We start from the raw sequence: 23,493 nt of genomic DNA, 5'->3' as shown, positions 1-23,493 counted from the left end.
TTCGTCATAACAAAAGGTATCACACGTATCTTTGTTCAATTTTACAACTTTTTCACCGGACATATTAACACCTCTACATTCAAATGTTTATTTGATTATTTGTTTATAGTGTATGCTACATAACTTTTACATGTCAATTAAAATATTCAAAGGATTGTTTTAATGTATGTGATAATATCATTTTATAGTTGAGCACATTAACAACTTAAAAAAGAAATAATACGTAGAGGGTTGTTGTTATGCTATAATGAACAAAACTGAATAACTAGCTTTATGGTGACTTTGCAAACCAAAGTTGAAAAGGGAAGTTTGGTGAAATTCCAACGCGGTCCCGCCACTGTATGGACGAGAATTTAATGTCAACCACTGTTTCTGCGTGAAATGGGAAGGGAATTAAATTTGATGACTCTAAGCCAGGAGACCTGCCATAAGGAAGTACATTTTGTCCTACGAGAGATAGGAGGGTGTTTGCGAACTACTAGTTTCATATTGGACTAGTAAGTATTGTCATGCCATCTTCTTAAGTGTAGAAGGTGTTTTTTTATTTTCTTTGGACCAGTACGAGTGAAATGGTTTCTACCGTTAAAGTATAGTTATCAGCCAGTTTACTAAGTAGGAGGATTAATATTATGGAAGATATCATTGTTCCAATTTCAAAAACTGTTCAGACACGCTTGGTTTTACCGCCGGATACAAATCATTTAGATACCATATTTGGTGGAAAGGTGTTAGCATATATCGATGAAATTGCCGCTTTAACGGCGATGAAACATTCGAGCAGTGCGGTTGTTACCGCATCGATTGATTCGGTTGATTTTCTATCGTCAGCTAAAGTTGGAGATTCATTGACGCTTGAGGCATTTGTAACGTACACAGGAACTAGTTCAATGGAGGTATTTGTAAAAGTAACCGCACATGATTTGATCAAAAATAAAGTAACACTTACAACAGAGTCATTTCTTACAATGGTCGCTGTGAACGAGCACGGGAAGCCAATTCCAGTACCAAAGGTGTCACCGCAAACAGAAGAGGAGAAGCAACTTTATGCGACAGCTCCTGCAAGAAGGGAAAATAGAAAGAGTAGAGCATCGTTGCGATAAACGTACATTATACATATGTCGTCCTCGAAATATTTAGCAGGTCTGTTCTAGTATACGAAAAGCGAAGAGCATTATAGGGCTCTTCGCTTTGTATTTACGGATTAATTTTGTCGCTCAATTTATTATTTAACTTCCATTCATATAAAGATTTCCCAGACAAAAAATCAATCTATATTTATGCAAGTAATGATAGTTTGCTAATTCAAGCAGATAAAATAGAAAAAGAAATGTAATTTTGCGATAATAGGAGATGGAGGTGTCGGTATGTTAAAGTTATATATTACGAGACACGGTGAAACAGTATGGAATACGGAAAAACGCATGCAAGGCTGGAAAGATTCAGATCTGACACAAAACGGTATCGACAATGCGATTCGATTAGGTAAGCGATTAAATAATGTTGATTTCGAAGCGGTCTATGTAAGTTCTAGTAAAAGAACGAGAAGAACTGCTGAACTTATATGTGGAGAAAGAAACTTAGAGGTTAATATCGATGACAATCTTAGAGAGATTAATATGGGAGATTGGGAAGGGAAATTGCAGTCTGAAATAGCTGCAACATACCAAGAACAGCTAGAAGCTTTTTGGAAAACACCACATCTCTATACATCGGCTACTGGAGAAAATTTTACTGAATTACGTGACCGGGTCTTGAAGGTAATAAATCGGATTAAAAAAGAAAATAGAGATGGGAATGTACTTGTTGTTACGCATGGTGTCGTAATTAAAAGTTTAATGACGTATTTTAAAAATTCGCCTACTGAAAAACTCTGGGATCCGCCATACATAATGGGAACAAGTCTTTCCATAGTTGAAATTTATGGAGACAAAGAAAAGGTTGTGATGGAAGGCGATTTTACGCATGGGGAATGAGGATAGAACTTCATTATTATTCTAAAATAATGAAGTAAGACAAGGAAACTGTTGAATATATAAATAATAGGGGGATGGTAATGAGCAAAAAGAAAGAAACTCCGGAGAGAAAAATTAAGGCAAAAAGAGTTAAACAGAAATCCTTCTAGTAGTATTCACGGTGGAGGTCTTGTTGACTTAGTAGGTAGTTTAGGTTGGAAGGCATTGGAGTTATTATTATAGTAATCTTCATAGGTTTTGTAGTTGCATCAATACTATTAAAATAATTTGTTCTCTTTTTTACTTCTTAGATATCAAAACACCGAGTTAGACGCGAAGTTTTATGATTAGACCAAAGAGTTAAAGTGAAAAGTTTCAGTTAATTAAGAACATAATACTTGGCTCTGATTATATTGTCTTTGATTTATAATGTAGGAGGGAATTTCTTGTCACATTTAGAACAAAGGATAGTAGATAAAAACTTGAAACTACTCAGTAAGGAAGTTATTGATGGTGCACATGCAGGTAATATTTTTAGAATTGATGTGTTAGATGGAAAGAATTTCAGGTGTAAATATATTTATAAAGAATTTGCAACTGAAAGAAATAATGAGGTAGATATTTATGCGAAACTAGGAAACCATATCAAACCATTCAGTAAATTGGTTCAAGTCTGGGATCACCATCCTCAAGCTATTCTTATGTGTGATCTTGAAGCACCTCTAAAAGACATTTTTAATCAATTGTCTATAAAAAATAAATGGAATTTAATTACTGAAATCATCCAGAGTTTATCTGCTTTACATAGTTCAAAACTTGACTTACAAGCAACAAAATTACCTACTCATCAAATTACTTCCGAATGGCATACGTGATGTTTAGATCAAATGAAAAATCTATGTTCCAGTCATAGATGGGCAAATTCCGAATGGATAAAAACAATAGATTATGCTTATGTCCGATTAGATATAACCAATTATAAGATGAGATGCCCATTAGTATTAACGCATGGTGATCCTCATTTGGAAAATATTTTCCATTATGAGAGGCAGATTTGGTTTATTGATTGGGAGTGGGCATCTCTTGGTTCACCACTTCGAGATATAACTATTTTAATGCAAGATATGTATGACCTTGATCTAATTCAATTCATTTTTAATTTATATTGGACATTTTTAGAGGAAAGCAAACTCGATGTTAATAAAATGGATTATAGAAAAGATTTTAATTTGCTCTATATAGATCATACAACAATGATGTTAGCATGGGAAATAGAGAAGTATCTTCAAGGATATACGACTGAAGATAAAATAAAAGAAATAACGGAATTTAAGATAAGTGAAATCAAAAGGGCTACTAATGAAGATTTAAACTTACAAATGTGATACTTGAGCAAAAAGTAAAAGTAGTCCTATTAAAAACTAAATGTTGCAATAATTCACTGATAAGAATCAGTTATTGGGACTTATAGCACCTGAGAAAATATAAAAACGATAATCGTGTGAATCAGTTTTAAATTCTTCTAATTTTAAATAAATAAACTTAAAAGTTGATGGAAAATTAAGTCCATCGAGTAGTAATATATGGACTGTTAACCACTAGATAGTATTAGAATATAAAAGTGTGATGATTTCATATGGACGCGAGGGTAGGACCTAAAAAAGTTATCTAGCAGATTTCCTGGATGACTATAAGTATTATTTCCTTTAAAAGGAGTGGTTGTGTATATGCCAAATTGTCAAAGTTGTTGTGAAAAATGGTCTTGGAAACAGACCATTAAAACATTATTCAGGTTAAAGTGTCCATATTGTAAAGAAAAGCAATATGAATCTGCTTCATCAAGGATAAGGGGTGGAGTATTCTCGCTTATTGTATTAGTGTTGATCCCTATCAACGCGTGGTTAGATTTTTCGGTGGGTACTGCACTAATTATTGCTATAATATTTGTTACTATCATGCTGGGACTATACCCATTTATTTTAACATTATCGAAAGAGGAAGAGCCGTACTGGTAGCTTTCGCTGGACCGAAAAAAATCAATTAATACCATGCATATTTTTTATAATCAAAATACTTTTTCCAAAAGTTGGTTTAAGTTTACCACGTTGTTTCCCTAAATTTAATATTAACAATCTGTTCCGTTTCATTGTTGAATTGGATATCAATAAATACTCCGAATTCTTTATTCTCATTTCTAAGCCAGAGTTTGAATCTCTCTGTTGAATATTGCCCGCCTTTATCTATACCGATGTGAAGATAATCTATGATTTCGGCTTTGGGGTATTTTTCTTTTGTCTCTTTCATAGCTATTTGCCCCCACTTAGCATAAGGTGGAACTTCTTGTTCAGAAATTGAGTTATTGCTGGTACCAAGGGGGTTAAACTCCTCAAGTATGAACACGCAAAATAGCAACTGGATGGAAATAAATATTTTCATACCTAAAAACCTCCCTTTTTTATGTTAGTCTTTTCATATTTGTTAAAGCTATGCTCTAACTTTATATTCCTCGTTATGAGAAGGTTATTTTCTTGCAATTTTACAATCTATTCAGAATATTTATGGTAAAATAAACACAGACATCTCAATAGTAAGAGGAGTATAGTAGATCCTACATATTAATTGCTGGGGAGTGAGAACAATTAGTAAAACAATTAATCTAGTTAATGCTAAACCAAGACTAGCCGATATGGAGAGGTTTATTTTAACGGTAAAATTAAATCCGGATATGAACAGAAAACAACTTCTCATTGATACTTTTAAATTTGATGAGGAAGAATTAGAAATGATGTTGTTCCTCGGAATGTTTCGTTTCGATCATGATGTTGCTTCTCTTGAAAACCAATTAGATAAAATATGTCGATTGGATTATGAAAATTTTATAAAAGAGGAACTCGAGCGTCTACAAAAACAATTCCCTACCAAAAAAACCATTCAAATTGAATTATTTATTTTAAATGAAAACGATACGTTTGTTAAGGAGAAACTCGGCGGTGTATCGGCATTTACCGACTACGATGGAAGGATATGTTTCGCGGTACTTCCGGAAGAAAACGTGCGTGATGTATTGAAATCTGTTTTAACGCACGAATTTCATCATCACTGGCGTATCCATGCACTAAATATTAACGAAACAAATGAGACTTTACTCGATCGGATGATTTTGGAGGGCTTGGCGGAACATTTTGTACGGATAAAATTAGGTGATAATTATATTGGACCCTACAAGGATGCCCTTACAGAGTATCAAGCAAGAGAGTTATGGGAAAACACATATAAGTGCCATGTAAACGATAGAGGGGGCATCACTGATTTATACATGTTTGGGGATGAACAAGAAGGCTTACCTTTTTGGGGTGGTTATTCAATAGGTTATTATTTGGTGAAGTGGTATCTTGAAAAGAACAGGGATATTTCTATTGAAGAATTATCGTTGCTAAACAGTGATAAATTTATTGTTTAATTGAACATTCATTGGAGAAAGAAGCGGGGGAATAAGTATCCCCGCTTCGTTAACTATTATTCCTGCATGTCCTCATTACTTCTGTATTCTAATAAATCTCCTGGCTGACAATCTAAAGCTTTACAAATCGACTCTAAAGTGGATAATCGAATCGCTTTTGCCTTTCCATTTTTCAATATAGAAAGGTTAGCCATTGTTATTCCAACCCGCTCTGAAAGTTCTGTTACGCTCATTTTTCTCTTAGCCAACATTACATCAATATTGATTATAATTGCCATTGTTTTCACCTCAGACCGTTAATTCATTTTCTGATTTTATATCTATGGCGTTTTTTACTAGCTTTTGAAGGACAGCAGCAAAGACTGCAATTACAAATGAAGCAAAAATAATGACCATTCCGATTAATATGATACCTGGTGCATCGTCTCTCTCCGCCATGAGATAAAAGAGGGGCATCCCAACAACATATATGCCACTAATTGTAACAGCACAGTGTTTAATATTTCTTAAAGCTGTAACAGATAATTCCGAGAAAGCTTCATTCTTGTCAATATAGCTTAAAAGTTTAAAAGCTTGATACAGCGCAGAGTAAAAAGGTATTGCTGCTGCATACATAACTATTAAAACAAGATATTTCAAATATGCCATATCCGGATATAATTCTGCTGCAAAATTTGCTATCTCTGGTACCACAAATATGCACAAAGCAAGTATTGGAACCCCCATAAGTATGACAGCTAACTTTAAAAAGAGTGTTGATCCTCGTTTCATAAAAAGCACCTCATTTATTTATTGTCAAATTGATAGTAACATATTTTTTATCGTTTTACAATAAATTATTATTCATATTCACCATGTATTTATTGATAATATCTACGTGAAAGTGACAGGTGTAAGCACGGAGCAACGATGCTAATAAATTAATATAATGCAACCAAACTATCGTTAATCACTGGTTCCTATCACCACTAAATATCCATATATATAAGTAAATGTATTTAGGGGTAGGTATCATTGGAGAATCAAAATAGCCGATTTAGGTGGATTGTTTTTGCCGTGGTGTTGTTTACTTATTTATTAATGTCGAGTCAACGAACTGCACCAGGGTTAATAACAGAACAAATTATGTTGGATTTCAGTGTGACAGCTACAACGATTGGATTACTCACAAGTATCCAATTTTTTGTATACACAGGTTTACAGATCCCAATGGGTATTTTGGCTGACCGTTATGGACCAAACTTCTTTCTGATTAGTGGGGCACTACTAACAGGTGTCGGTACAATTTTGTATAGTCTCAGCACGGATGTGTTTGTATTATTTGTTGCCAGAATGCTGACAGGTGTGGGGGATGCGACAATTTGGGTTAATATGGTGCTAATCCTTGGACAATGGTTCACAGCCAAGGAATTCACTCGTTTAATTGGGGTAGCTGCAATGATGGGGAATCTAGGTTATCTTTTAGCTACAGCTCCTTTCTCCTTACTAATTGATATCATCGGTTGGCGATCGGCATTTTTTTCAGCAGGATTGATTTTGTGTTTGTGTAGTATTTTCCTTTACATTGTACTTATACGAAAAACGAAGCAACCAGTTTTTATAAAAAATGACATACAACGTGAAAAAATTTTAGTTTTACTCAGAAGGATATTTTCTAAACGGCAAGCATGGGCTTTGTTTTTTTGTCATTTTGGGATTGTTGGAACGTATGTCGGATTTATTAGCTCATGGGGAGTGCCCTATGGTATGAATGTTTATGGAATGACACGCTCGGATGCGAGTCAGCTTATTATGCTAGGGCTAATTGGTGCACTTATAGGGGCGCCCTTTGCTAGTTGGGTTTCCAGTCGGTTAAAAACGATTAAAAAACCGTATATTGTTGTTCATATCATTTTACTTTTGTCTTGGTCAGTATTTCTCTTCTTCGATGGAAATCCTCCGTTTCTCTTGTTAACAGCACTATTCTTTATTATTGGTCTTGCGTATGGGGCGAATGCCTTAACATTTGCTGCTGTTCGTCAATCATTTCCTATAAAAGAAGCTGGCATTGTCTCGGGATTTGCAAATACGGGTGGTTTTTTAAGTGCCATCTTACTTCCAAGTATTTTCGGAAAAGTATTGGACCATTTTCAAGTGGTATCGGAAAAAATAAGTGAAGGTTATTATTTTGGTTTCATCATACCAGTTATCTTTTCCATCATTGGTTTAATCGGAGTAATGTCGTTAAAGGAAAAGGAATAGTACTCTGAACAAGAGGACATATTTAAACATATGGATTTCTGACTTCTATTTTCATCCTAACTATTTGAAAAGAAATTTCAATTCCCTTCAATAAATATATTTTCTCTAGCATGTTACAATGTAATTATTGCAATAAAGTATAACTACTGAATCTTAGAAGGAGTGAAAGCAATGCGGGAAAAACACTTGGATAGAATTAGAGAAGGTAAAGGATTTATCGCAGCACTTGACCAAAGTGGTGGGAGCACACCAAAGGCACTAGCAGCATACGGGGTATCCGAAAACGAATATTCCAGCGAGGAAGAAATGTTTGATCTTGTCCATGAGATGAGAACACGAATTATTACTGCGCCAGCATTTAACTCGGAGTATATTCTTGGTGCGATTTTATTTGAGCAAACAATGGATCGTAAAATCGAGGGTAAGTATACTGGAGAATATTTAGCTGAAGAAAAAGGAATTGCACCATTTCTTAAAGTTGATAAAGGACTTGCCGAACTTTCGAACGGCGTTCAGAAAATGAAGCCAATCGATGATCTTGATAAGAAATTGAAAAGGGCTAATGAGCACGGTATATTCGGTACAAAAATGCGCTCGGTGATTAAAGAAGCAAACCAAGATGGAATTAAGGAAGTTGTTGATCAACAATTCGAAATCGGTAAAAAAATCATCGATGCAGGTCTGGTTCCAATCATTGAACCAGAAGTTGATATTCATAGTGCCGATAAAGAAAAATCGGAAGAATTACTAAAGCAGGAAATTAAGAAACAGCTAGATGAGTTGAAGGAAAATGAAATTGTTATGTTGAAGCTTAGCATTCCTACAGTGGCAAATCTTTATAAAGAACTTATCGACCATCCTCAGGTTGTTCGAGTAGTGGCTTTATCAGGTGGCTATTCAAAAGATGAGGCAAACGCAAAATTAAAAGAGAACGATGGTTTAATTGCAAGCTTCTCTAGAGCATTAAGTGAAAATTTAAATGCAAGTCAATCTGATGAAGAATTTAATGCTGCATTGAAAGAAGCGGTTGAATCGATTTATGATGCATCTGTAGAGAAGAATAGATAACAATTTCGCTCATTATAGAAAAATCAAAACACCTCCGTATTAGACAAGTATTAACTAATACGGGGGTGTTTTTGTGTATGTGAAGGGGAGGGCACATTGATTGTTATATGCACATAGGAAATGGGTCTTTTTACTTAACAATCTCCTAAATACTTTTAGAAAAAACCAGATGCATTATGATAAAATAGTAGACTGTGTGTACCGAAAAAAACACACATTAACTATCAACTTAGGAGTGGAACAACGTTGGACAAAAAAGACATAGCTAATATACGTAAACAATTCAAGGTAGATAATGACTTATTAAAAATACAAGAAATTTTCACTGTGTACATAATGAAGGAATCGAGTGATATTTATCACCATCAAAGTATGCCATTTGAATTGCTGGAACAGGAACAAAAAGAGTTATTTATGGAAAACTTTAAAAAAGTTTTAGCCGGGCAATTGGATGAGAAATTATTTGAGCTAAAATTCCAGCGTGATGAGCAAAATAACAGTCAACTTATTCTTCATCAAGGTCTATTAAGTAACGATACAGAAGAATGGAAAGGACATATGCTTCACCTTGTAGAAAAAATGTTGAAGGATAAACAATATGAAATGGATATTGTTGTTACCTTTATTCGTGGAGAGTACATGAAGCCGATGAAACGTCAAAGCGAAGAATCAGAAGAAAGTGCTCGAGATATGGTTTATTCAAATCCTTTTATTTTGTGTAGTATGAATAAAACGCAGGATCCGAAGAAAGAATTATTATTTGACTATGTTGAAAAAGCGTTCAAGTACAACATTGTTGTAGATCCAATTATTAATTTGAAAGCTCCAATATCAGGATTTCTTTTTCCTACAATTACGGATAATGCTGCGGATGTTAACCATGTACTTTATTCAGCAGGGAAGAAGAATGAGTTGAATTATCATTTTATCGAAGAAGTTTTAAATGCGGAAGAAATCATGACTGCTGCTGAAGATAAAATTGTCTTTGAAGAAATTGTCAAGAACGTAGCTGGGGAACAGAAAATCAATACGACCACACTTTCGAATGTATACGAAGAGATTAATAGGGTTGTAGAGGAAAATGAAGAGGAAGATATACCAAAACTGGATTACAAAGATGTAGAAAAAGTTTTAACAAGCAGTGGCATAAAAGATGTCAATACGGAGAAAGTAGAGTCCGCTTTCAAAACGGTGATTGATGATGAAAGTTATGAGTTTAAAGCGACAAACATTGTACCGAAGTATACGTCAAAATCAATCAAGATTGAGACGAAAATAGCGAATATATCCCTGAGTCCACAAGACTTACGTTTTGTGCGTCAAGTTCATTTCAATGGAAAAAGTTACTTGATGATGGAAGTAGAAGAAAATACGGTGATTGAAGGCTTTGAAATGATTCCAGAAGCTTTATTTGAAAAAGCACCAGAGGATGGAAAGTGATTCGATATAGTGAAGCGTATGTATGAGATTGGATGATAGAGAAAAGACGGGATAATTTACGAGGCCACTGAAAAAGTTAAATAAAGTACAAAATATGTGGATCTACCATCGCATCTTTGAATATACTGCGCTTTCCGCGGGCGAGTGTCGAGCCTCCGCGGACTGCCGTCCTGTGGGGTCTCGCCGATCTCTTACTTCCCGCAGGAGTCTCCGTATATTCAAGATGCTAAGATAAGGTGAAAGGTAAAAATTTTAAAATCCACCACTTTTTCAGTGACCTCTAATTTACTACCTGTCTTTTTAATTAAAGAAGATTTGATGGAAAAGATAGGTAAAAGAAAAGTAGGTTAGGTGAAAGGCACTTAGTAAAAAGAAACTTTCCAAAAATTTCATCAATGAATGGTATTTGATATAATATAACAATCATTTATATTTAAAAAAATTTAAAATTACATCTCACAATCAAGGGTGCAGAAAAATATTGTACACAAATTTGCTGTACGTTTTGTTTTAAAGTAGATATAGATAAAAAATAAGGGGAGGGGTATTATAATGAAAAACACTTTCGAAATGAGAACAGAAGCTTCTTATTCATTAAATTACCTGGTTTATATCCAAAATATATTTTTAAATCAGAGTCAGAAAAGAGATGAATGGAAATTCCCATACATAACAACAAACTGTAACTTTCGAAAAGACTTTGAAATGCGTTACAAAAAGTTATGGACTGAGGTATCGAATCGAATTTCCGAACACCCAATAAATGACCTGAAAATTTTCACTGAGGAGAAAGACTTATTTTATCAGGGTTTATTCGTTGAAGGTGATAATTATTTAATTGAATTTAATGAAATATATCAATCCTTTAAAGTTTGGTGGGATAGCCTCGCTGGACGTTTTTCAGTAGAAAGGTCTATTGATGAACATGGACAAAAAATTTATGCAGATTTAGCGAATTTGCTTTTAGAAAAAAGAATTAAACCCCAAAAACAATTGGAAATTAGTTTAATCTATGATGAGTGTCTATTAGTCGATTTGATACCTTCTTCTTATTTTGCGGTTCTTTCTATAAGGGATTGTTTTGTAAACTACAAAGAATTAATCCCAAAGTTAAAGTTGAGTATTAATTAAGCTAACGGGTGCATTCCTGTGTTTTTTTATGAAAAAAGTAGTCCAATTAAAGGTACAAATTGAATTTTGTACTCCTGTAATTGAACTACTTATCAAAGTTTATTTATAATAATGAGATTACTGACGCTCATATACGATTGTTTTGAAATCTTTAAATGTTATAATGTTCCTTAGTGTCTCTAATTTACAATCGTGACTTCCACCGATCGTCTACCCCAGTTATACGCTTGTTCTTTCGTCGCAAAATGGACATCTATTTTACGCCCGTTGATTGCACCACCGGTATCCGATGCTATGGCGTAACCATAACCTTCTACATAAACTTTGGTACCAAGAGGAATAACGTTTGGATCAACGGCAATTACTTTCGCATTCGGATTTTCCATTAAATTTAACCCTGTGGCAGTGATTCCTGAACAGCCTGGGCAATATGCTGTATAAGCAGTTGCTTCAACAGTGAATGTTCTACCTTCTACATCCTCTTTCTTTTCACTTACATTCATGCTTGCTTTCTCTTCATCTGGCTCAGATTTAGTAATAGTAGCAGTTGTACTTGTTTCAACTGTCTCTTTTGTATCTTGTTTTGTTGCTTGCAGTTGGGCAGGCTCTGGCCCATTTATAATTAACCGTTGTCCGGTGACAATCAAATCAGAAGAAAGATCATTCCACGCTTTTAAACTCGTGACCGTTGCACCATCGCTGTGTGTTTTGCTAATGTGGTACAGCGTATCTCCTTTTTTTACTATGTAATAATCTATTTTACGTTCATTAATTTTCAATACCTGTTTTGGAAATATCAAAGAGGTCTTTAGTTCGTTTAGTTCCATTAATTTTTCCACGTCTGTATCATGTTCCATTGCTATATCCCAAAGAGTGTCTCCCTTTTTCACTTCATATTCAGCTGCAGATACGGAAGTTGCAAATACACCTATAAAAAGTAAACCTACAAATAAAGCTACTAACTTTTTCATTTATGTAGTCCCCCTTTAATAATTGACAAGCTAATCGTAACACGGTATCTCGATGTGTGCGGTTACAGCTCGTTTAAAAGAGAGTGACAAGAAATACAATTAAATTAAATTAAGATTAATAGGTTCTATTTGCTCTATCTCCTGCATAGACTATGATAGAGGGAGTTATGTCATTCACTAGTTCTTATCGTTTTAAAATAAAAAATTGTAGTAACTATTATAAACTACTGACTTAATATAAATGCATAGCACAAGATAATGTTGTAAAGAATAGTAAAAAGAAATGTTTTATAAAGCATGTCTGATAAGCTATAATTTTTTACTCGCGGAAAGGAAATTAAGAGAAAATGGATCCGAAATACACTGCAAAATTACTAAAAAAAGAAGAGATAGCGAATGACACGATGGCATTTTATTGGGAAAGACCAGAAGGATTTACTTTCAAGGCTGGACAATATTGTGATATGACATTGAATAAGCCGAAAATTACCGATGAGGACGTTAAAGAACGTGCTTTTTCAATGGCATCTGCTCCGTATGAAAAAGAAGTTATGACAGCTACCCGTATATCCGATTCGGCTTTTAAACAATGGATCGAGGATTTTACTGTTGGCACTGAGGTAAAATTTGATGAACCACGTGGCGAATTTACCTTACATAAGGATGAAAAGATACCAGCAGTATTTATCATTGGGGGAATCGGCATTACACCTGTCCGAAGCATTATTGCTCAGTCTACACATGATCAATTGCATCATAAGCTCACACTTTTGTATTCTAATGAAACGACAGCAGAGGCAGCGTTTATGGAAGATTTAAAAGGATTTGCGGAAAAGAACCCCAATTTTTCGTTTGTGCCAGTGATGTCCGATGCTGATTCCAGTGAATGGGATGGCGAAAGTGGAATGATTGATGCGGACATGCTAAAAAGACATGTAGTTGATGTTAGCAAGCCAATTTTTTATCTATGTGGTCCTCCAGGAATGGTTAAAGATATGCGGCAAATGCTCGTTGAGAATGGAGTTGTTGAAGATAATATCATAGTAGAAAAATTTAAGGGATATTAAGCAATAATTTAAAAATGTTGAGCACACATAACATTTTACTGGAACACACTTGAGTCCAATTTGGATTTCAAGTGTGTTTTAAATTCTTGGGTCAAAACCAACTTTAGAAAATTGGACTTATTTTTTGTCTAAAGGATGACATTTTCCGTTTTTAGAAGATATGTAATCCTTATGTATTGCTCTTTATGATTAATTTTCATATGCTTACTGAAAGGTATTTTTATATTTAGGAGTGAAAAAAGTATGAGTAGTGATATACATAAAACTAAACAGCGCAATTACAATCCACTGATTTGGATACTATCTATTCTTATTGTAGGAGTTATTTTAGGAACGTATATGTTGCCAAAAAGCGCAGATAACATGATATGGGGCATTGAACTAACAGTATTACCGATGATGAATGCTATCTTGAATAGCTTTACCTTTATCTTCTTACTAACCGCCCTTATTATGATTAAAAAGAAAAATATTAAACTGCACCGAAGATTTATTATCGCGGCATTCGTAACAACCTTTTTGTTTTTTATCTCTTATTTGACGTATCATTCTATGGCTGAATCCACTAGCTACGGTGGAGATGGCTTTCTGATGTACATTTATTATTTTATACTCATTACACACATTGTTCTGGCTGCATTGATTGTACCGCTAGCGTTAATCACACTTGGAAGAGGCTTGAATATGAAAGTTGAAAAGCATCGGAAAATTGCACGTTGGACGATGCCACTTTGGCTGTATGTAAGCCTTACGGGTGTACTGGTTTACTTAATGATTTCACCATACTATTAAGTGATCGGATTTCAAGGGTTCTCAACCTATAATTAAATATAATAAGAGAAAACTATTGGTAATAAAGCGACTCATGAACACGTGAATCGCTTTATTTTTTTATTAAACTAGCATACATAAAACTAACCGTTGTTTTAATTTTCAGCTTTATTTATGATTAGTATAGTAGTTAATTCTAAAGGGAAGTCAAGAGTGCATGGGGGAACATTCATGATAAAAGGATTAGTTCCAGTACTGGTTATTTATACGATATGCGCTGTTCCAATACTCTTTACAGCTATGTATGCACATTACTCAAAAAATGATAAAATCTTTAAGTGAAAAGGGAGTCGAAAAGAAATTGAATGAATACTCACATAAACCCAAAGGATACGAATGTCCATTTTGCCGGGTTATGTCAGGTAATGAGGTACCTGGATTAGGAACGAAACAGAGTGATATTATTTACCAGAATGATTACGTAACAGTCTTTATCGCAAGTAAGTGGTGGAAAAACAATAAAGGACATGTTCTTGTTATTCCAAATAAACACTTTGAAAACATCTTTGAATTACCCAAAGATTATGCAGCTGATATTCATTTTGCTGCACAACTAACAGCTTTTGCGATGAAAAATACATATGGATGTGATGGAGTCTCAACTCGACAACATAATGAACCTGCTGGAAATCAAGACGTGTGGCATTATCATCTCCACGTCTATCCAAGATACGAGAATGATAACCTTTACCAAATGAAAGGCTATCAAACTGTTCCCGATGAACGAACACCATACGCTGAAAAGCTTAGAGAGTGGATACATGAAAACATTTAATATACTTATTTCATTAATGGTGTGTTTCTATAGATGTTTGTTTAAACGAGAAGGATCGATTTAGGTTTTGAAAAATATGATGAGATAATATTTGAAGATACACTTTTTTTACAGTTTGGAAAAACAATTAAAAAATTGAATAAGGAGGGGAAGCAAATGTCCAAGTCACTAATATTTGATATGGATGGAACATTATTTCAAACAGATAAGATATTGGAATTGTCTTTGGATGATACCTTTGATTATTTGCGATCGTTAAATAAATGGGAAACAGAAACACCTATCGATACATACCGGGAAATTATGGGTGTACCTTTACCAAAAGTATGGGAAACATTGTTACCAGACCATTCAGAGGAAATAAGGAATCAAATGAATACCTACTTTCTTGAAAGACTAATTGAAAATATAAAGGGTGGAAAAGGTGATTTATACCCGAATGTAACGGAAGTGTTCAGTTATTTACATGCAAATAATTATTCCATTTACATAGCTAGTAATGGTTTAACGGATTACTTAAAAGCAATTGTCAGCTATTATAATTTGGATAAATGGGTTACAGAAACGTTCAGTATTCAACAAATACAATCATTGAATAAAACTGACTTGGTTAAGGCAATCATTGAGAAATATCAAATTAAAGAAGTAGCAGTAGTAGGAGATCGTTTGTCTGATATTAACGCTGCAAAAGAAAATGGGTTAGTATCGATTGGATGCAATTTTGATTTTGCACGGGAAGATGAATTAGCACAGGCTGATTTAGTGATCAATGATTTAATTGAGTTAAAAGAAATACTACCCAAATTAATCAATAAATTGTCTATTTAGGTGATTTTATTGAAAAGATTTATTAGGATTTTGTGTGCTAAGTGTTATTACTAAAGAAATGAAACGATTAAGTGTATTTATTAATACAGTTAAAGAAAACTGTCGATTGGTTCTATTAGAGATCAATCGGCTTTTTTGACTTGTAATAAAGAAGAAGGTTTTCAATTTAATACGACTTTTGGTCAATCTAAATTAAGTCTTAAGACTGTTAATATAATAATATTTATAATGTAAAATTAAGAAGTCTTATAGAAGCTAATTATTGGAGGAGATCTAAATTAATAAATTATATATGTTACACGGTTTTATGGGGACGGCCGAATCACATTTTATTAATCAAATATCTTTTTTAAAATCCGATTTTGAACTGATTTTACTTGATTTACCTGGTCATGGTAATTCCAAAGAAGTTGCATCTGACAATTATTTTGAAGATACGCTTGATTGGGTGGTATCAAAAATTAAGAGTAAAGGAAAAGGGTTTATTCTAGGACTTTCCTTAGGAGCATCATTAGCTATTCACATCGCCAAAAGGGAACCGGATCTTGTTAATGGAATTGTGTTAACGGGATATTCAACGTTTATACCCACAGAGTTTAAGGAAGTTATGGAAAAGCAATATAAATATTTTATACATATTGAAGAAAATGATAAAAATATTGCTACTCACTTTCAACATGTTCACGGTGAAAGATGGTTTGATACGTTAAAAAAGGTGTTATATACTATGACATTTAATTATCCTACAATTAGTAATAAGGAATTGAGAAATTTAAAAACTCCAATATTAGTTTTAAACGGAAGTAAAGACATATACGAGGTGGAAGCAGCAACACACATCAAAAAGCAAAATAGTAATATTGAAATAGGTATAGTTCCGGGGGGAGGACACACGGTAAACATTGATCAGCCAAAAACTTATAATACGTTGGTTAGAGAGTTTTTTTATAATCTCATTTAATAAAAAACTTATAGGGAGACCTATGATAAAACTGGAGTTTATGGGAAATGAGTATTTTAGAATATGAATGGTCGAAATGAATAGTTAGCTTATTAAGTTCTTTTTTATCTATCTCATTAGTACTTATCTTTATTTAAGTATTGGCAGGCCGATTATTTAAAAATGCCTTTAATTTTTTCACAGAATAATCCGTCTATCCTGTGCGAACAATAGTGGCATAAATGTAAAATAGGATGATAACAATGGCTACAATTCTTGAACCTCTATCATATGTCAGTGGATGGATCATCGTCCCTATATTGATTTTCGCCACCTGGCGGTTAGCTGATTGGAAAAACTGGAGAGCGTATTACCCTACGATTCTCTTTATGATATGTGTAAACTTATTTAGCAGTCTTTTAATGTATCAACATTCATTATGGTTTTTTCATGAAACGTTATTTCTTCCTAACCATACGGTGACTGATTTTTTTATTGTATTTGTTCAATTTCCGATGTTTGCTTTGATTTATCTTTCTAACTATCCTAAACAGTGGCTACTTCAAATCGGATATATTATTGTATGGGTATTTCTTTTCAGTGCCATTGAGCTCTTCTTCTATCAAGGAGGAAAAATTTCTTATCAGAATGGATGGAGCATGGGCTGGTCAGTCCTCTTTAATTGTGTGATGTTTCCGATCCTTGGACTTCACCATAAAAAACCCCTGTGGGCTTGGGTCCTGACTATTCCTTTTCTAATTTTTATTCTATTATATTTTGATTTTTCTTTTCAGGACATGAAATAAATTTTGTTTTAGAGAAAAGCACATCACGTGATACAACACCCGATTGATATTTTCAAAGAATCAATCGGTTTTTTAATGTAATCATGTTTCGACTCAGTCTCCTTAATACTGTATAACTTTTCTATTAAGAGGAAAAATATATGGAAATCATTATGAGGAGGACTAATATTGGCAGAAAACAATGACAAGAATGCTTCAAACGGAAAAGACGTGAAGAGGGAGACATTGACTACTCGCCAGGGCAGGCCAGTGGCGGATAATCAGAACATCCGTACAATTGGAAATCGCGGTCCAGCTACACTTGAGAACTATCATTTCATTGAAAAGATTTCCCATTTTGATCGGGAAGAAGTACCAGAACGTGTTGTGCATGCAAGAGGAGCAGGCGCATTTGGATATTTTGAAACGTATGGAAAAGTCGGTGATGAACCGGTAGAGAAGTATACGCGAGCAAAAGTATTTTCAGGCGCTGGGAAGAAAACACCGTTAATGGTTCGCTTCTCTACAGTAGCTGGATCAAAAGATGCACCAGAAACAGATCGTGATCCACGAGGGTTTGCAATTAAAATGTATACAGAAGATGGTAACTGGGATTTGGTCGGGAATAACCTTAAGATTTTCTTTATCCGTGATGCGATGAAATTCCCTGATATGATTCATGCATTTAAAGCTGACCCGGTTTCAAATGTACCTAATCCACAGCGTATGTTTGATTTTGTTTCACGTTCACCTGAAGCTACACATATGATTACATTTGTATTTTCACCATGGGGCATCCCAGCAACATACCGTCATATGCAGGGATCTGGTGTTAACACGTATAAATGGGTAAACGAAAAAGGTGAGGCTGTATTGGTGAAATATCACTGGGAGCCGAAGTCAGGAATCCGTAACTTAACACAAGATGAAGCAAGCGCTATTCAGGCGAAGAACGTGAGTCATGCAACACAGGATTTATATGAAGCGATCGAACGTGGGGAGTATCCGGAATGGGAGCTCTTTGTTCAGATTATGGAAGATGATTATCATCCAGAACTCGATTTTGATCCGCTAGATGATACAAAGCTTTGGCCAGAGGATAAGTTTCCATGGTTACCAGTCGGACGTATGGTTCTTGATCGCAATCCAGTAGATTACCATGCGGAGATTGAGCAAGCAGCATTTGGTACAGGGGTACTTGTTGATGGAATGGATTTTTCCGATGATAAGATGTTGCAAGGTCGTACTTTCTCGTATTCTGATACACAGCGCTATCGTGTAGGTGCAAATTATCTAAAATTACCTGTTAATGCACCGAAAACGGACGTGCGCTCAAACCAACATCGTGGACAAATGGATATTCGTGATTCGAAAGAGTCTGGTGATAATCCGCATGTTAACTATGAACCATCGATGATCGGAGGCTATCAAGAGCTCAGTGAAGAAGAGCCACCACCGCACCGTCCAACGTATAACGCTGCTGCAATGAGTGCACCGATTGACCGTCCTAATAATTACGGTCAGGCAGGCGATACATATCGTAGGTTTGAAGACTGGGAGCGCGATGAATTGATCAACAATCTCTCTGATGCACTTGCGATTTGTGACAAACGTATTCAAGATGCCATGGTTGAGCACTTCACCAAAGCTGATGAAGACTATGGTCGACGGGTGAAGGAAGGTATTGAAAAGAAAATGAAAGAGCTGCAAGAAAATAAGGCGGAAAATAAGGTACCCGGACGTGATTCAGGGATTTCGAAATATGGTGAAGGTTCAATGGCTGAGAACAAGGCAACAAAAGATGCTGTGAAGAAAGGTCATGAATCCGATCCTTATTAAAAAAATCGTTAACGATAAACGCAAACGTAATAAGTGTCCACGCTGGTCATGTAGTGTAATTACTTTTCCAAAGTGAGTTAGCTCTTGAAGGACTATTTTACTTAGGCTGAACGGTATTCACCATCGTTCAGCCTTAATTAATGGATTCATTTTTGTCTCAAATAAATCTTTTCTGATTCCACCATTACCAACGTAGCGCAGGATCTCCACCGATCTTTTAATTAAGTATATTATAGACTATTGATATCTTTAATTAATTCAAAAAAATAGTTAGTTAAACTTAACAATTATTTCTTTTTTCGATTCGATTTGTTTTGCAATATCACTTATATATTTTTTGCTCAATTCATCTTTCATATTACGTTCTGCATCACGCATCACATTTTCAATTAAACAATCTTCATTACTATGATCGAGTGAACATCTGAATAATGTTGTTTGACCTTCAATAGCATGAATGACATGTAAAAAAGAAATTGCTTGAGACCGTCTCGTGATACTGTAACCACCATTGACCCCAGGGTTGGATTCAATTAGTCCTGCTTTAACCAGCTTTGTTAAAATTTTTGAAAGGTAAGTGGGAGAGAGGTTTTGTATTTTCGCTAACTTTTCTACTTTAATCGATTTTCCTTTTGGTTGTAAGGATAAATAGACCATTGTGTGCAAAGCATAATTTGTGGCTTTTGAGTATTTCATAACGTGCCTCCTTTAATAATATATTAAAGACCTTTTATATCTATAATTGATTAACGAATCTAGTGACCGTCAGCATAAGTATCATCGATCAATAATAGGCAGTAACCGATATTCCCAATAATGGTTAATGATTAATATGCTTCTCCATCTTATGTGCTGTATGTTTTGTTCCCCATTCGTGCATTGCTTCTAAAATTGGCTCCAAGCCACGTCCATACTCGGTAATGGAGTATTCCACTTTTGGTGGAACCTGAGGGTATACCACACGCGCGACAATGTCTTCATCCTCTAATTCCCGCAATTGTTTGGTTAACATTTTCTGTGTGATTCCGGGTAAGCTACGTTTAAGTTCACTAAATCGTTTTGTTCCATTCTGCATTAAGTGCAACAAAATAATAGGCTTCCATTTTCCAACTAAAATACCTAACGCATCCTCGACACGACATTCTTCAGGTATCTTTTTCATCAATAATCCTCCTAAGTATCTTTTTGTATACTATACCACCGATAAGTGCGTACTTATCTAAACGAATTATATGTTCTATAATAGCATTGTAGACAAGCAATGGAAAGATTGGTGATAAATGAATGGAAAAATATAGAATTGATCCTGCCAAAGGGATGGAGTTTGGTATTTATACACTGGGAGACCATTTGCCAAATCCATTAACGGGTGAAAGAATATCTGCAAAAGAACGCATACATGAACTGATTGAATATGCAAAGCTAGCTGATCAAGCTGGTATTGATTTTTTTAGTGTAGGGGAGAGTCATCAGGAATATTTTGCAACGCAAGCGCACGCTGTGGTTCTATCAGCTATTGCACAAGCTACAAACAATATTAAGATTGCAAGCTCATCAACAATTATAAGCACTTCCGATCCTGTACGCGTATATGAAAACTTCGCGACGCTTGATTTAATTTCAGGTGGTCGTGCGGAGATTGTTGCTGGACGAGCATCACGAATCGGGCTTTTTGATCTACTAGGCTATAATGTTCGTGATTATGAAGAACTGTTTGAGGAAAAATTTGATTTGTTGCGGAGAATCAACGAAGAAGAGGTTGTTAATTGGAGTGGTGAATTCCGTGCATCGTTAAACAATGCAAAAGTGCTTCCGCGCCCACAAGACGGTTCAATGCCGATTTGGCGTGCTGTCGGTGGATCCCCCGCTAGTGCAATAAAGGCAGGATATGCTGGCGTACCAATGTTTATGGCGCATTTAGGTGGACCAGTCAGTGTGTTTAAGCGTACAATTGATGCGTACCGTAACGCTGCCGAAAGCAATGGATTTGATCCATCCGAGCTACCAATAGCTACGGCTGGCTTTTTCTATGCTGCAGAAACATCACAGCAGGCGTTAAAGGATATGTATCCGCATATTAATGAAGGAATGAAGAAAACAAACGGACAGGGCTTTCCAAAGCAGCATTTTGCGCAGGGTGTTGATCCGCATAACGTTATGAATATTGGTAGTCCACAAGAAATTATTGAAAAAATGCTTTATCAACATGAGGAATTTGGGCATCAACGATATATAGCGCAAATCGATTTTGGCGGTATGCCATTTGAACGTTTAAAGAAAAATATCGAAATTATTGGTACGGAAATTTTACCAGCAATTAAGAAATACACGGCTAAGAAGTAGGGGGCGATTTGTATGAAGATAGTCGGGTTATCCGGTTCAAATGTCGGATCGAAAACAAGAACGGCGATGAATTACACACTGAAGTATGTAAAAGAAAAATGTCCAGATACGGAAGTGACATTGATTGATTTAGCTGATTATGACGTACAGTTTAGCGATGGTCGCAATTACTTAGAATACGAAGGCGATACCAAATATGTGACACAGCTGATTATGGAAGCGGATGCCATTATTATTGGGACTCCGATTTTTCAGGCATCGATTCCAGCCACATTGAAAAATGTATTTGATTTACTTCCTGTAAATGCGTTTCTTGATAAAGTCGTCAGCATCCTTGTGACAGCTGGTTCGGCAAAGCATTACTTAATTGCAGAAAATCAATTAAAACCAATTTTAGCCTACATGAAAGCACAAATTGTCCAAACGTATGTGTTTATTGAGGAAAAAGATTTCCTGCGAAAAGAAATCGTTAATGATGATGTATTTTTCCGGATTAATCGTTTGGTGGAAGATACGGTTTTGTTGACAGAAACCTATACGAAAATTCGTGAAGAAAAAGAAGTAGCAGAATATGGTTTCTAGTTCCTAGAGTCATTAGAATTTCAATCGCAACCGATTAGTAGCTGTGTTCTATTAAAGAGAGCTTTCTGCTTTTTTACTATAGTCAACTTAGTTGACAAAAATACCGCGTTGGAATTATAATGAATGTAGTTGACGGTATATAGTAGGAGTGGAGGAATCAAATGTATAACGTTGGAGATTTAATCGTTTATTCTGCTCATGGTATTTGTAAAATAGATGATATTTGTGAAAAAACGATTTCAGGTATTACACAAACGTATTATGTGCTGCATCCATTGGAAGATGATCGCCTGACGATAAGCACTCCTGTTCATAATGAAAAGGTTGTTATGCTTGAGTTGGCAGATAGTGAGGAAGCTCTCGATATAATGGAATCATTTAAGCACCCGGGGGTAGAGTGGGATGACAAACATAATTCGCGTCGTAACGCTTATTCAGAGATTGTTCATAAAGGTGAAAGAAAGGAAATCGCTAAAGTGGTTAATACACTTTTGCGGAAGAAAATTGACGCTGAAATTCATGAAAGAAAGCTATATGAACAAGATCTGAAGCTATTGAACGATACTCAAAATATATTATTTAATGAATTAGCTATAGCATTAAATACGACAACTCATACTATTGAGGAAATGGTTAAAAAATCCATCAAGGGATCACCAGACTTTTCTCTCACTAATCATTAATGGAAAGTGAAATTTTTTAATAAAATGTCCCCCCTTTTTGTTATTTTGAGAAAATGGGGGGTTTATATTGTTATAATTGCCAGTCTAACTTTAAAATATCTTTAAGAATTTCTACTCGCTCTACACCAATTTTTTCCGCAATTTCCCCCTCAAGCTGGGCTTTAAGCGCAGCGTTTTTCTCGTAGCATTCTTCTCCCAAATCCGTTAATTCAATACACTTTTCTTTCTTATTGTTTTCTACATTTTGGACGTTTACTAATCCTTTTGCGGATAGGTTCTTGATAAATTTATGTATTGCCTGGCGAGAAATATCCACATTTTTCGTTACATAGGAAATGGTCGGTCGCTTTTTATAAATTCTGGCCATGATATACCATTCCGAATTTGAAATATAAATCTCACTCGTATCGTTCCATGCTTTCTCTGCAATTCCGCGGACCAAACCATGACGCTCGCTTAATAAATCTATTAAATCCAACGTTTGTAACTCAGCATTTGAAGGCAAACGATTCACTCCAATCCTATTCTTCGCACTAACTATACAAAAACCCTGATGT

The 23,493-nt window shown here is 35.1% G+C and carries 28 protein-coding genes and 1 riboswitch; of the genes, 21 read left to right on the top strand and 7 right to left on the bottom strand.

The features are described from left to right. Window positions 1-256 precede the first annotated feature (256 nt). Window positions 257-444, top strand: a riboswitch (cobalamin riboswitch). A gap of 185 nt (window positions 445-629) precedes the next feature. The 6 genes from ACY9Z2_RS06365 to ACY9Z2_RS06340 all read left to right on the top strand — a co-directional run bounded on the left by ACY9Z2_RS06365 (window position 630) and on the right by ACY9Z2_RS06340 (window position 3,967). Beyond that, window positions 630-1,100, top strand: a complete 471-nt coding sequence (locus tag ACY9Z2_RS06365) for an acyl-CoA thioesterase (RefSeq protein WP_463608774.1) — start codon at window positions 630-632, stop codon at window positions 1,098-1,100. Window positions 1,101-1,364: 264 nt separating this feature from the next. After that, window positions 1,365-1,973 (top strand): histidine phosphatase family protein, encoded by a 609-nt coding sequence (locus tag ACY9Z2_RS06360; RefSeq protein WP_463608773.1) that lies wholly within the window; start codon window positions 1,365-1,367, stop codon window positions 1,971-1,973. Between the two features lie 153 nt (window positions 1,974-2,126). Continuing rightward, window positions 2,127-2,195, top strand: coding sequence for a hypothetical protein (locus tag ACY9Z2_RS06355; RefSeq protein WP_463608782.1), 69 nt, complete (start codon window positions 2,127-2,129; stop codon window positions 2,193-2,195). A 203-nt stretch (window positions 2,196-2,398) separates the two neighbouring features. Further along, on the top strand, window positions 2,399-2,827 hold the full coding sequence (locus ACY9Z2_RS06350; protein WP_463608772.1) for a hypothetical protein: 429 nt from the start codon (window positions 2,399-2,401) through the stop codon (window positions 2,825-2,827). Window positions 2,828-2,839: 12 nt separating this feature from the next. Next, window positions 2,840-3,337, top strand: coding sequence for a phosphotransferase (locus tag ACY9Z2_RS06345; protein ID WP_463608771.1), 498 nt, complete (start codon window positions 2,840-2,842; stop codon window positions 3,335-3,337). Window positions 3,338-3,679: 342 nt separating this feature from the next. Further along, window positions 3,680-3,967 carry a TIGR04104 family putative zinc finger protein gene (locus ACY9Z2_RS06340; RefSeq protein WP_463608770.1) on the top strand — a complete coding sequence of 96 codons (288 nt, stop codon included), beginning with the start codon at window positions 3,680-3,682 and terminating at the stop codon, window positions 3,965-3,967. An 82-nt stretch (window positions 3,968-4,049) separates the two neighbouring features. On the opposite strand, the gene ACY9Z2_RS06335 is transcribed toward ACY9Z2_RS06340, so the two are convergent. Then, complete coding sequence (locus tag ACY9Z2_RS06335) at window positions 4,050-4,388, bottom strand: DUF3889 domain-containing protein (protein ID WP_463608769.1); 339 nt, start codon at window positions 4,386-4,388, stop codon at window positions 4,050-4,052. Between the two features lie 193 nt (window positions 4,389-4,581). On the opposite strand from ACY9Z2_RS06335, the gene ACY9Z2_RS06330 reads away from it, so the two are divergent. Then, the gene (locus ACY9Z2_RS06330) at window positions 4,582-5,412 is read left to right on the top strand and encodes a DUF2268 domain-containing putative Zn-dependent protease (protein WP_463608768.1); all 831 of its coding nucleotides are present in this window, start codon (window positions 4,582-4,584) and stop codon (window positions 5,410-5,412) included. Window positions 5,413-5,468: 56 nt separating this feature from the next. On the opposite strand, the gene ACY9Z2_RS06325 is transcribed toward ACY9Z2_RS06330, so the two are convergent. Continuing rightward, window positions 5,469-5,690 carry a helix-turn-helix domain-containing protein gene (locus ACY9Z2_RS06325; protein ID WP_463608767.1) on the bottom strand — a complete coding sequence of 74 codons (222 nt, stop codon included), beginning with the start codon at window positions 5,688-5,690 and terminating at the stop codon, window positions 5,469-5,471. Between the two features lie 10 nt (window positions 5,691-5,700). After that, on the bottom strand, window positions 5,701-6,183 hold the full coding sequence (locus ACY9Z2_RS06320) for a DUF2975 domain-containing protein (RefSeq protein ID WP_463608766.1): 483 nt from the start codon (window positions 6,181-6,183) through the stop codon (window positions 5,701-5,703). A 243-nt stretch (window positions 6,184-6,426) separates the two neighbouring features. Here ACY9Z2_RS06320 and ACY9Z2_RS06315 point away from each other — a divergent pair, with 243 nt between their 5' ends. The 4 genes from ACY9Z2_RS06315 (at window position 6,427) to ACY9Z2_RS06300 (ending at window position 11,292) form a co-directional block, all read left to right on the top strand. Then, window positions 6,427-7,653: an MFS transporter gene (locus ACY9Z2_RS06315; protein ID WP_463608765.1), complete on the top strand. Its 1,227-nt coding sequence runs from the start codon at window positions 6,427-6,429 to the stop codon at window positions 7,651-7,653. A gap of 171 nt (window positions 7,654-7,824) precedes the next feature. Next, on the top strand, window positions 7,825-8,721 hold the full coding sequence (locus tag ACY9Z2_RS06310; protein ID WP_463608764.1) for a fructose bisphosphate aldolase: 897 nt from the start codon (window positions 7,825-7,827) through the stop codon (window positions 8,719-8,721). A 246-nt stretch (window positions 8,722-8,967) separates the two neighbouring features. Next, the gene (locus ACY9Z2_RS06305; RefSeq protein ID WP_463608763.1) at window positions 8,968-10,161 is read left to right on the top strand and encodes a DUF4317 domain-containing protein; all 1,194 of its coding nucleotides are present in this window, start codon (window positions 8,968-8,970) and stop codon (window positions 10,159-10,161) included. A 552-nt stretch (window positions 10,162-10,713) separates the two neighbouring features. Next, window positions 10,714-11,292 carry a hypothetical protein gene (locus ACY9Z2_RS06300; protein ID WP_463608762.1) on the top strand — a complete coding sequence of 193 codons (579 nt, stop codon included), beginning with the start codon at window positions 10,714-10,716 and terminating at the stop codon, window positions 11,290-11,292. A 179-nt stretch (window positions 11,293-11,471) separates the two neighbouring features. Here ACY9Z2_RS06300 and ACY9Z2_RS06295 read toward each other — a convergent pair whose 3' ends face one another. Beyond that, window positions 11,472-12,263, bottom strand: a complete 792-nt coding sequence (locus ACY9Z2_RS06295; protein ID WP_463608761.1) for a 3D domain-containing protein — start codon at window positions 12,261-12,263, stop codon at window positions 11,472-11,474. Between the two features lie 347 nt (window positions 12,264-12,610). Here ACY9Z2_RS06295 and ACY9Z2_RS06290 point away from each other — a divergent pair, with 347 nt between their 5' ends. The 7 genes from ACY9Z2_RS06290 (at window position 12,611) to ACY9Z2_RS06260 (ending at window position 19,328) form a co-directional block, all read left to right on the top strand. Further along, complete coding sequence (locus tag ACY9Z2_RS06290; RefSeq protein ID WP_463608760.1) at window positions 12,611-13,330, top strand: ferredoxin--NADP reductase; 720 nt, start codon at window positions 12,611-12,613, stop codon at window positions 13,328-13,330. A 243-nt stretch (window positions 13,331-13,573) separates the two neighbouring features. Continuing rightward, complete coding sequence (locus ACY9Z2_RS06285) at window positions 13,574-14,122, top strand: DUF420 domain-containing protein (RefSeq protein WP_463608759.1); 549 nt, start codon at window positions 13,574-13,576, stop codon at window positions 14,120-14,122. A gap of 394 nt (window positions 14,123-14,516) precedes the next feature. Continuing rightward, window positions 14,517-14,936: an HIT family protein gene (locus ACY9Z2_RS06280; protein ID WP_463608758.1), complete on the top strand. Its 420-nt coding sequence runs from the start codon at window positions 14,517-14,519 to the stop codon at window positions 14,934-14,936. 156 nt (window positions 14,937-15,092) lie between these two features. Further along, the gene (locus ACY9Z2_RS06275; protein ID WP_463608757.1) at window positions 15,093-15,764 is read left to right on the top strand and encodes an HAD-IA family hydrolase; all 672 of its coding nucleotides are present in this window, start codon (window positions 15,093-15,095) and stop codon (window positions 15,762-15,764) included. Between the two features lie 292 nt (window positions 15,765-16,056). Next, complete coding sequence (locus ACY9Z2_RS06270; RefSeq protein WP_463608756.1) at window positions 16,057-16,725, top strand: alpha/beta fold hydrolase; 669 nt, start codon at window positions 16,057-16,059, stop codon at window positions 16,723-16,725. Window positions 16,726-16,967: 242 nt separating this feature from the next. Then, window positions 16,968-17,510 (top strand): CBO0543 family protein, encoded by a 543-nt coding sequence (locus ACY9Z2_RS06265; protein ID WP_463608755.1) that lies wholly within the window; start codon window positions 16,968-16,970, stop codon window positions 17,508-17,510. 168 nt (window positions 17,511-17,678) lie between these two features. Then, entirely contained in the window at window positions 17,679-19,328 is a 1,650-nt protein-coding gene (locus tag ACY9Z2_RS06260; RefSeq protein ID WP_463608754.1) for a catalase, read from the top strand. Between the two features lie 270 nt (window positions 19,329-19,598). On the opposite strand, the gene ACY9Z2_RS06255 is transcribed toward ACY9Z2_RS06260, so the two are convergent. Continuing rightward, window positions 19,599-20,024 carry an RrF2 family transcriptional regulator gene (locus tag ACY9Z2_RS06255; RefSeq protein ID WP_463608753.1) on the bottom strand — a complete coding sequence of 142 codons (426 nt, stop codon included), beginning with the start codon at window positions 20,022-20,024 and terminating at the stop codon, window positions 19,599-19,601. Between the two features lie 124 nt (window positions 20,025-20,148). After that, on the bottom strand, window positions 20,149-20,490 hold the full coding sequence (locus tag ACY9Z2_RS06250) for a winged helix-turn-helix transcriptional regulator (RefSeq protein WP_463608752.1): 342 nt from the start codon (window positions 20,488-20,490) through the stop codon (window positions 20,149-20,151). 122 nt (window positions 20,491-20,612) lie between these two features. On the opposite strand from ACY9Z2_RS06250, the gene ACY9Z2_RS06245 reads away from it, so the two are divergent. The 3 genes from ACY9Z2_RS06245 to ACY9Z2_RS06235 all read left to right on the top strand — a co-directional run bounded on the left by ACY9Z2_RS06245 (window position 20,613) and on the right by ACY9Z2_RS06235 (window position 22,936). After that, window positions 20,613-21,671, top strand: a complete 1,059-nt coding sequence (locus tag ACY9Z2_RS06245; RefSeq protein WP_463608751.1) for an LLM class flavin-dependent oxidoreductase — start codon at window positions 20,613-20,615, stop codon at window positions 21,669-21,671. 12 nt (window positions 21,672-21,683) lie between these two features. After that, window positions 21,684-22,253 (top strand): NADPH-dependent FMN reductase, encoded by a 570-nt coding sequence (locus tag ACY9Z2_RS06240; protein ID WP_463608750.1) that lies wholly within the window; start codon window positions 21,684-21,686, stop codon window positions 22,251-22,253. Between the two features lie 161 nt (window positions 22,254-22,414). Beyond that, complete coding sequence (locus ACY9Z2_RS06235; RefSeq protein ID WP_463608749.1) at window positions 22,415-22,936, top strand: CarD family transcriptional regulator; 522 nt, start codon at window positions 22,415-22,417, stop codon at window positions 22,934-22,936. A gap of 70 nt (window positions 22,937-23,006) precedes the next feature. On the opposite strand, the gene ACY9Z2_RS06230 is transcribed toward ACY9Z2_RS06235, so the two are convergent. Then, window positions 23,007-23,441: a MarR family winged helix-turn-helix transcriptional regulator gene (locus ACY9Z2_RS06230; protein ID WP_463608748.1), complete on the bottom strand. Its 435-nt coding sequence runs from the start codon at window positions 23,439-23,441 to the stop codon at window positions 23,007-23,009. Window positions 23,442-23,493 lie beyond the last annotated feature (52 nt).

The organism is Virgibacillus sp. GM2-2, from assembly GCF_055329585.1.
This window is presented reverse-complemented; position numbering and strand designations above follow the sequence as displayed.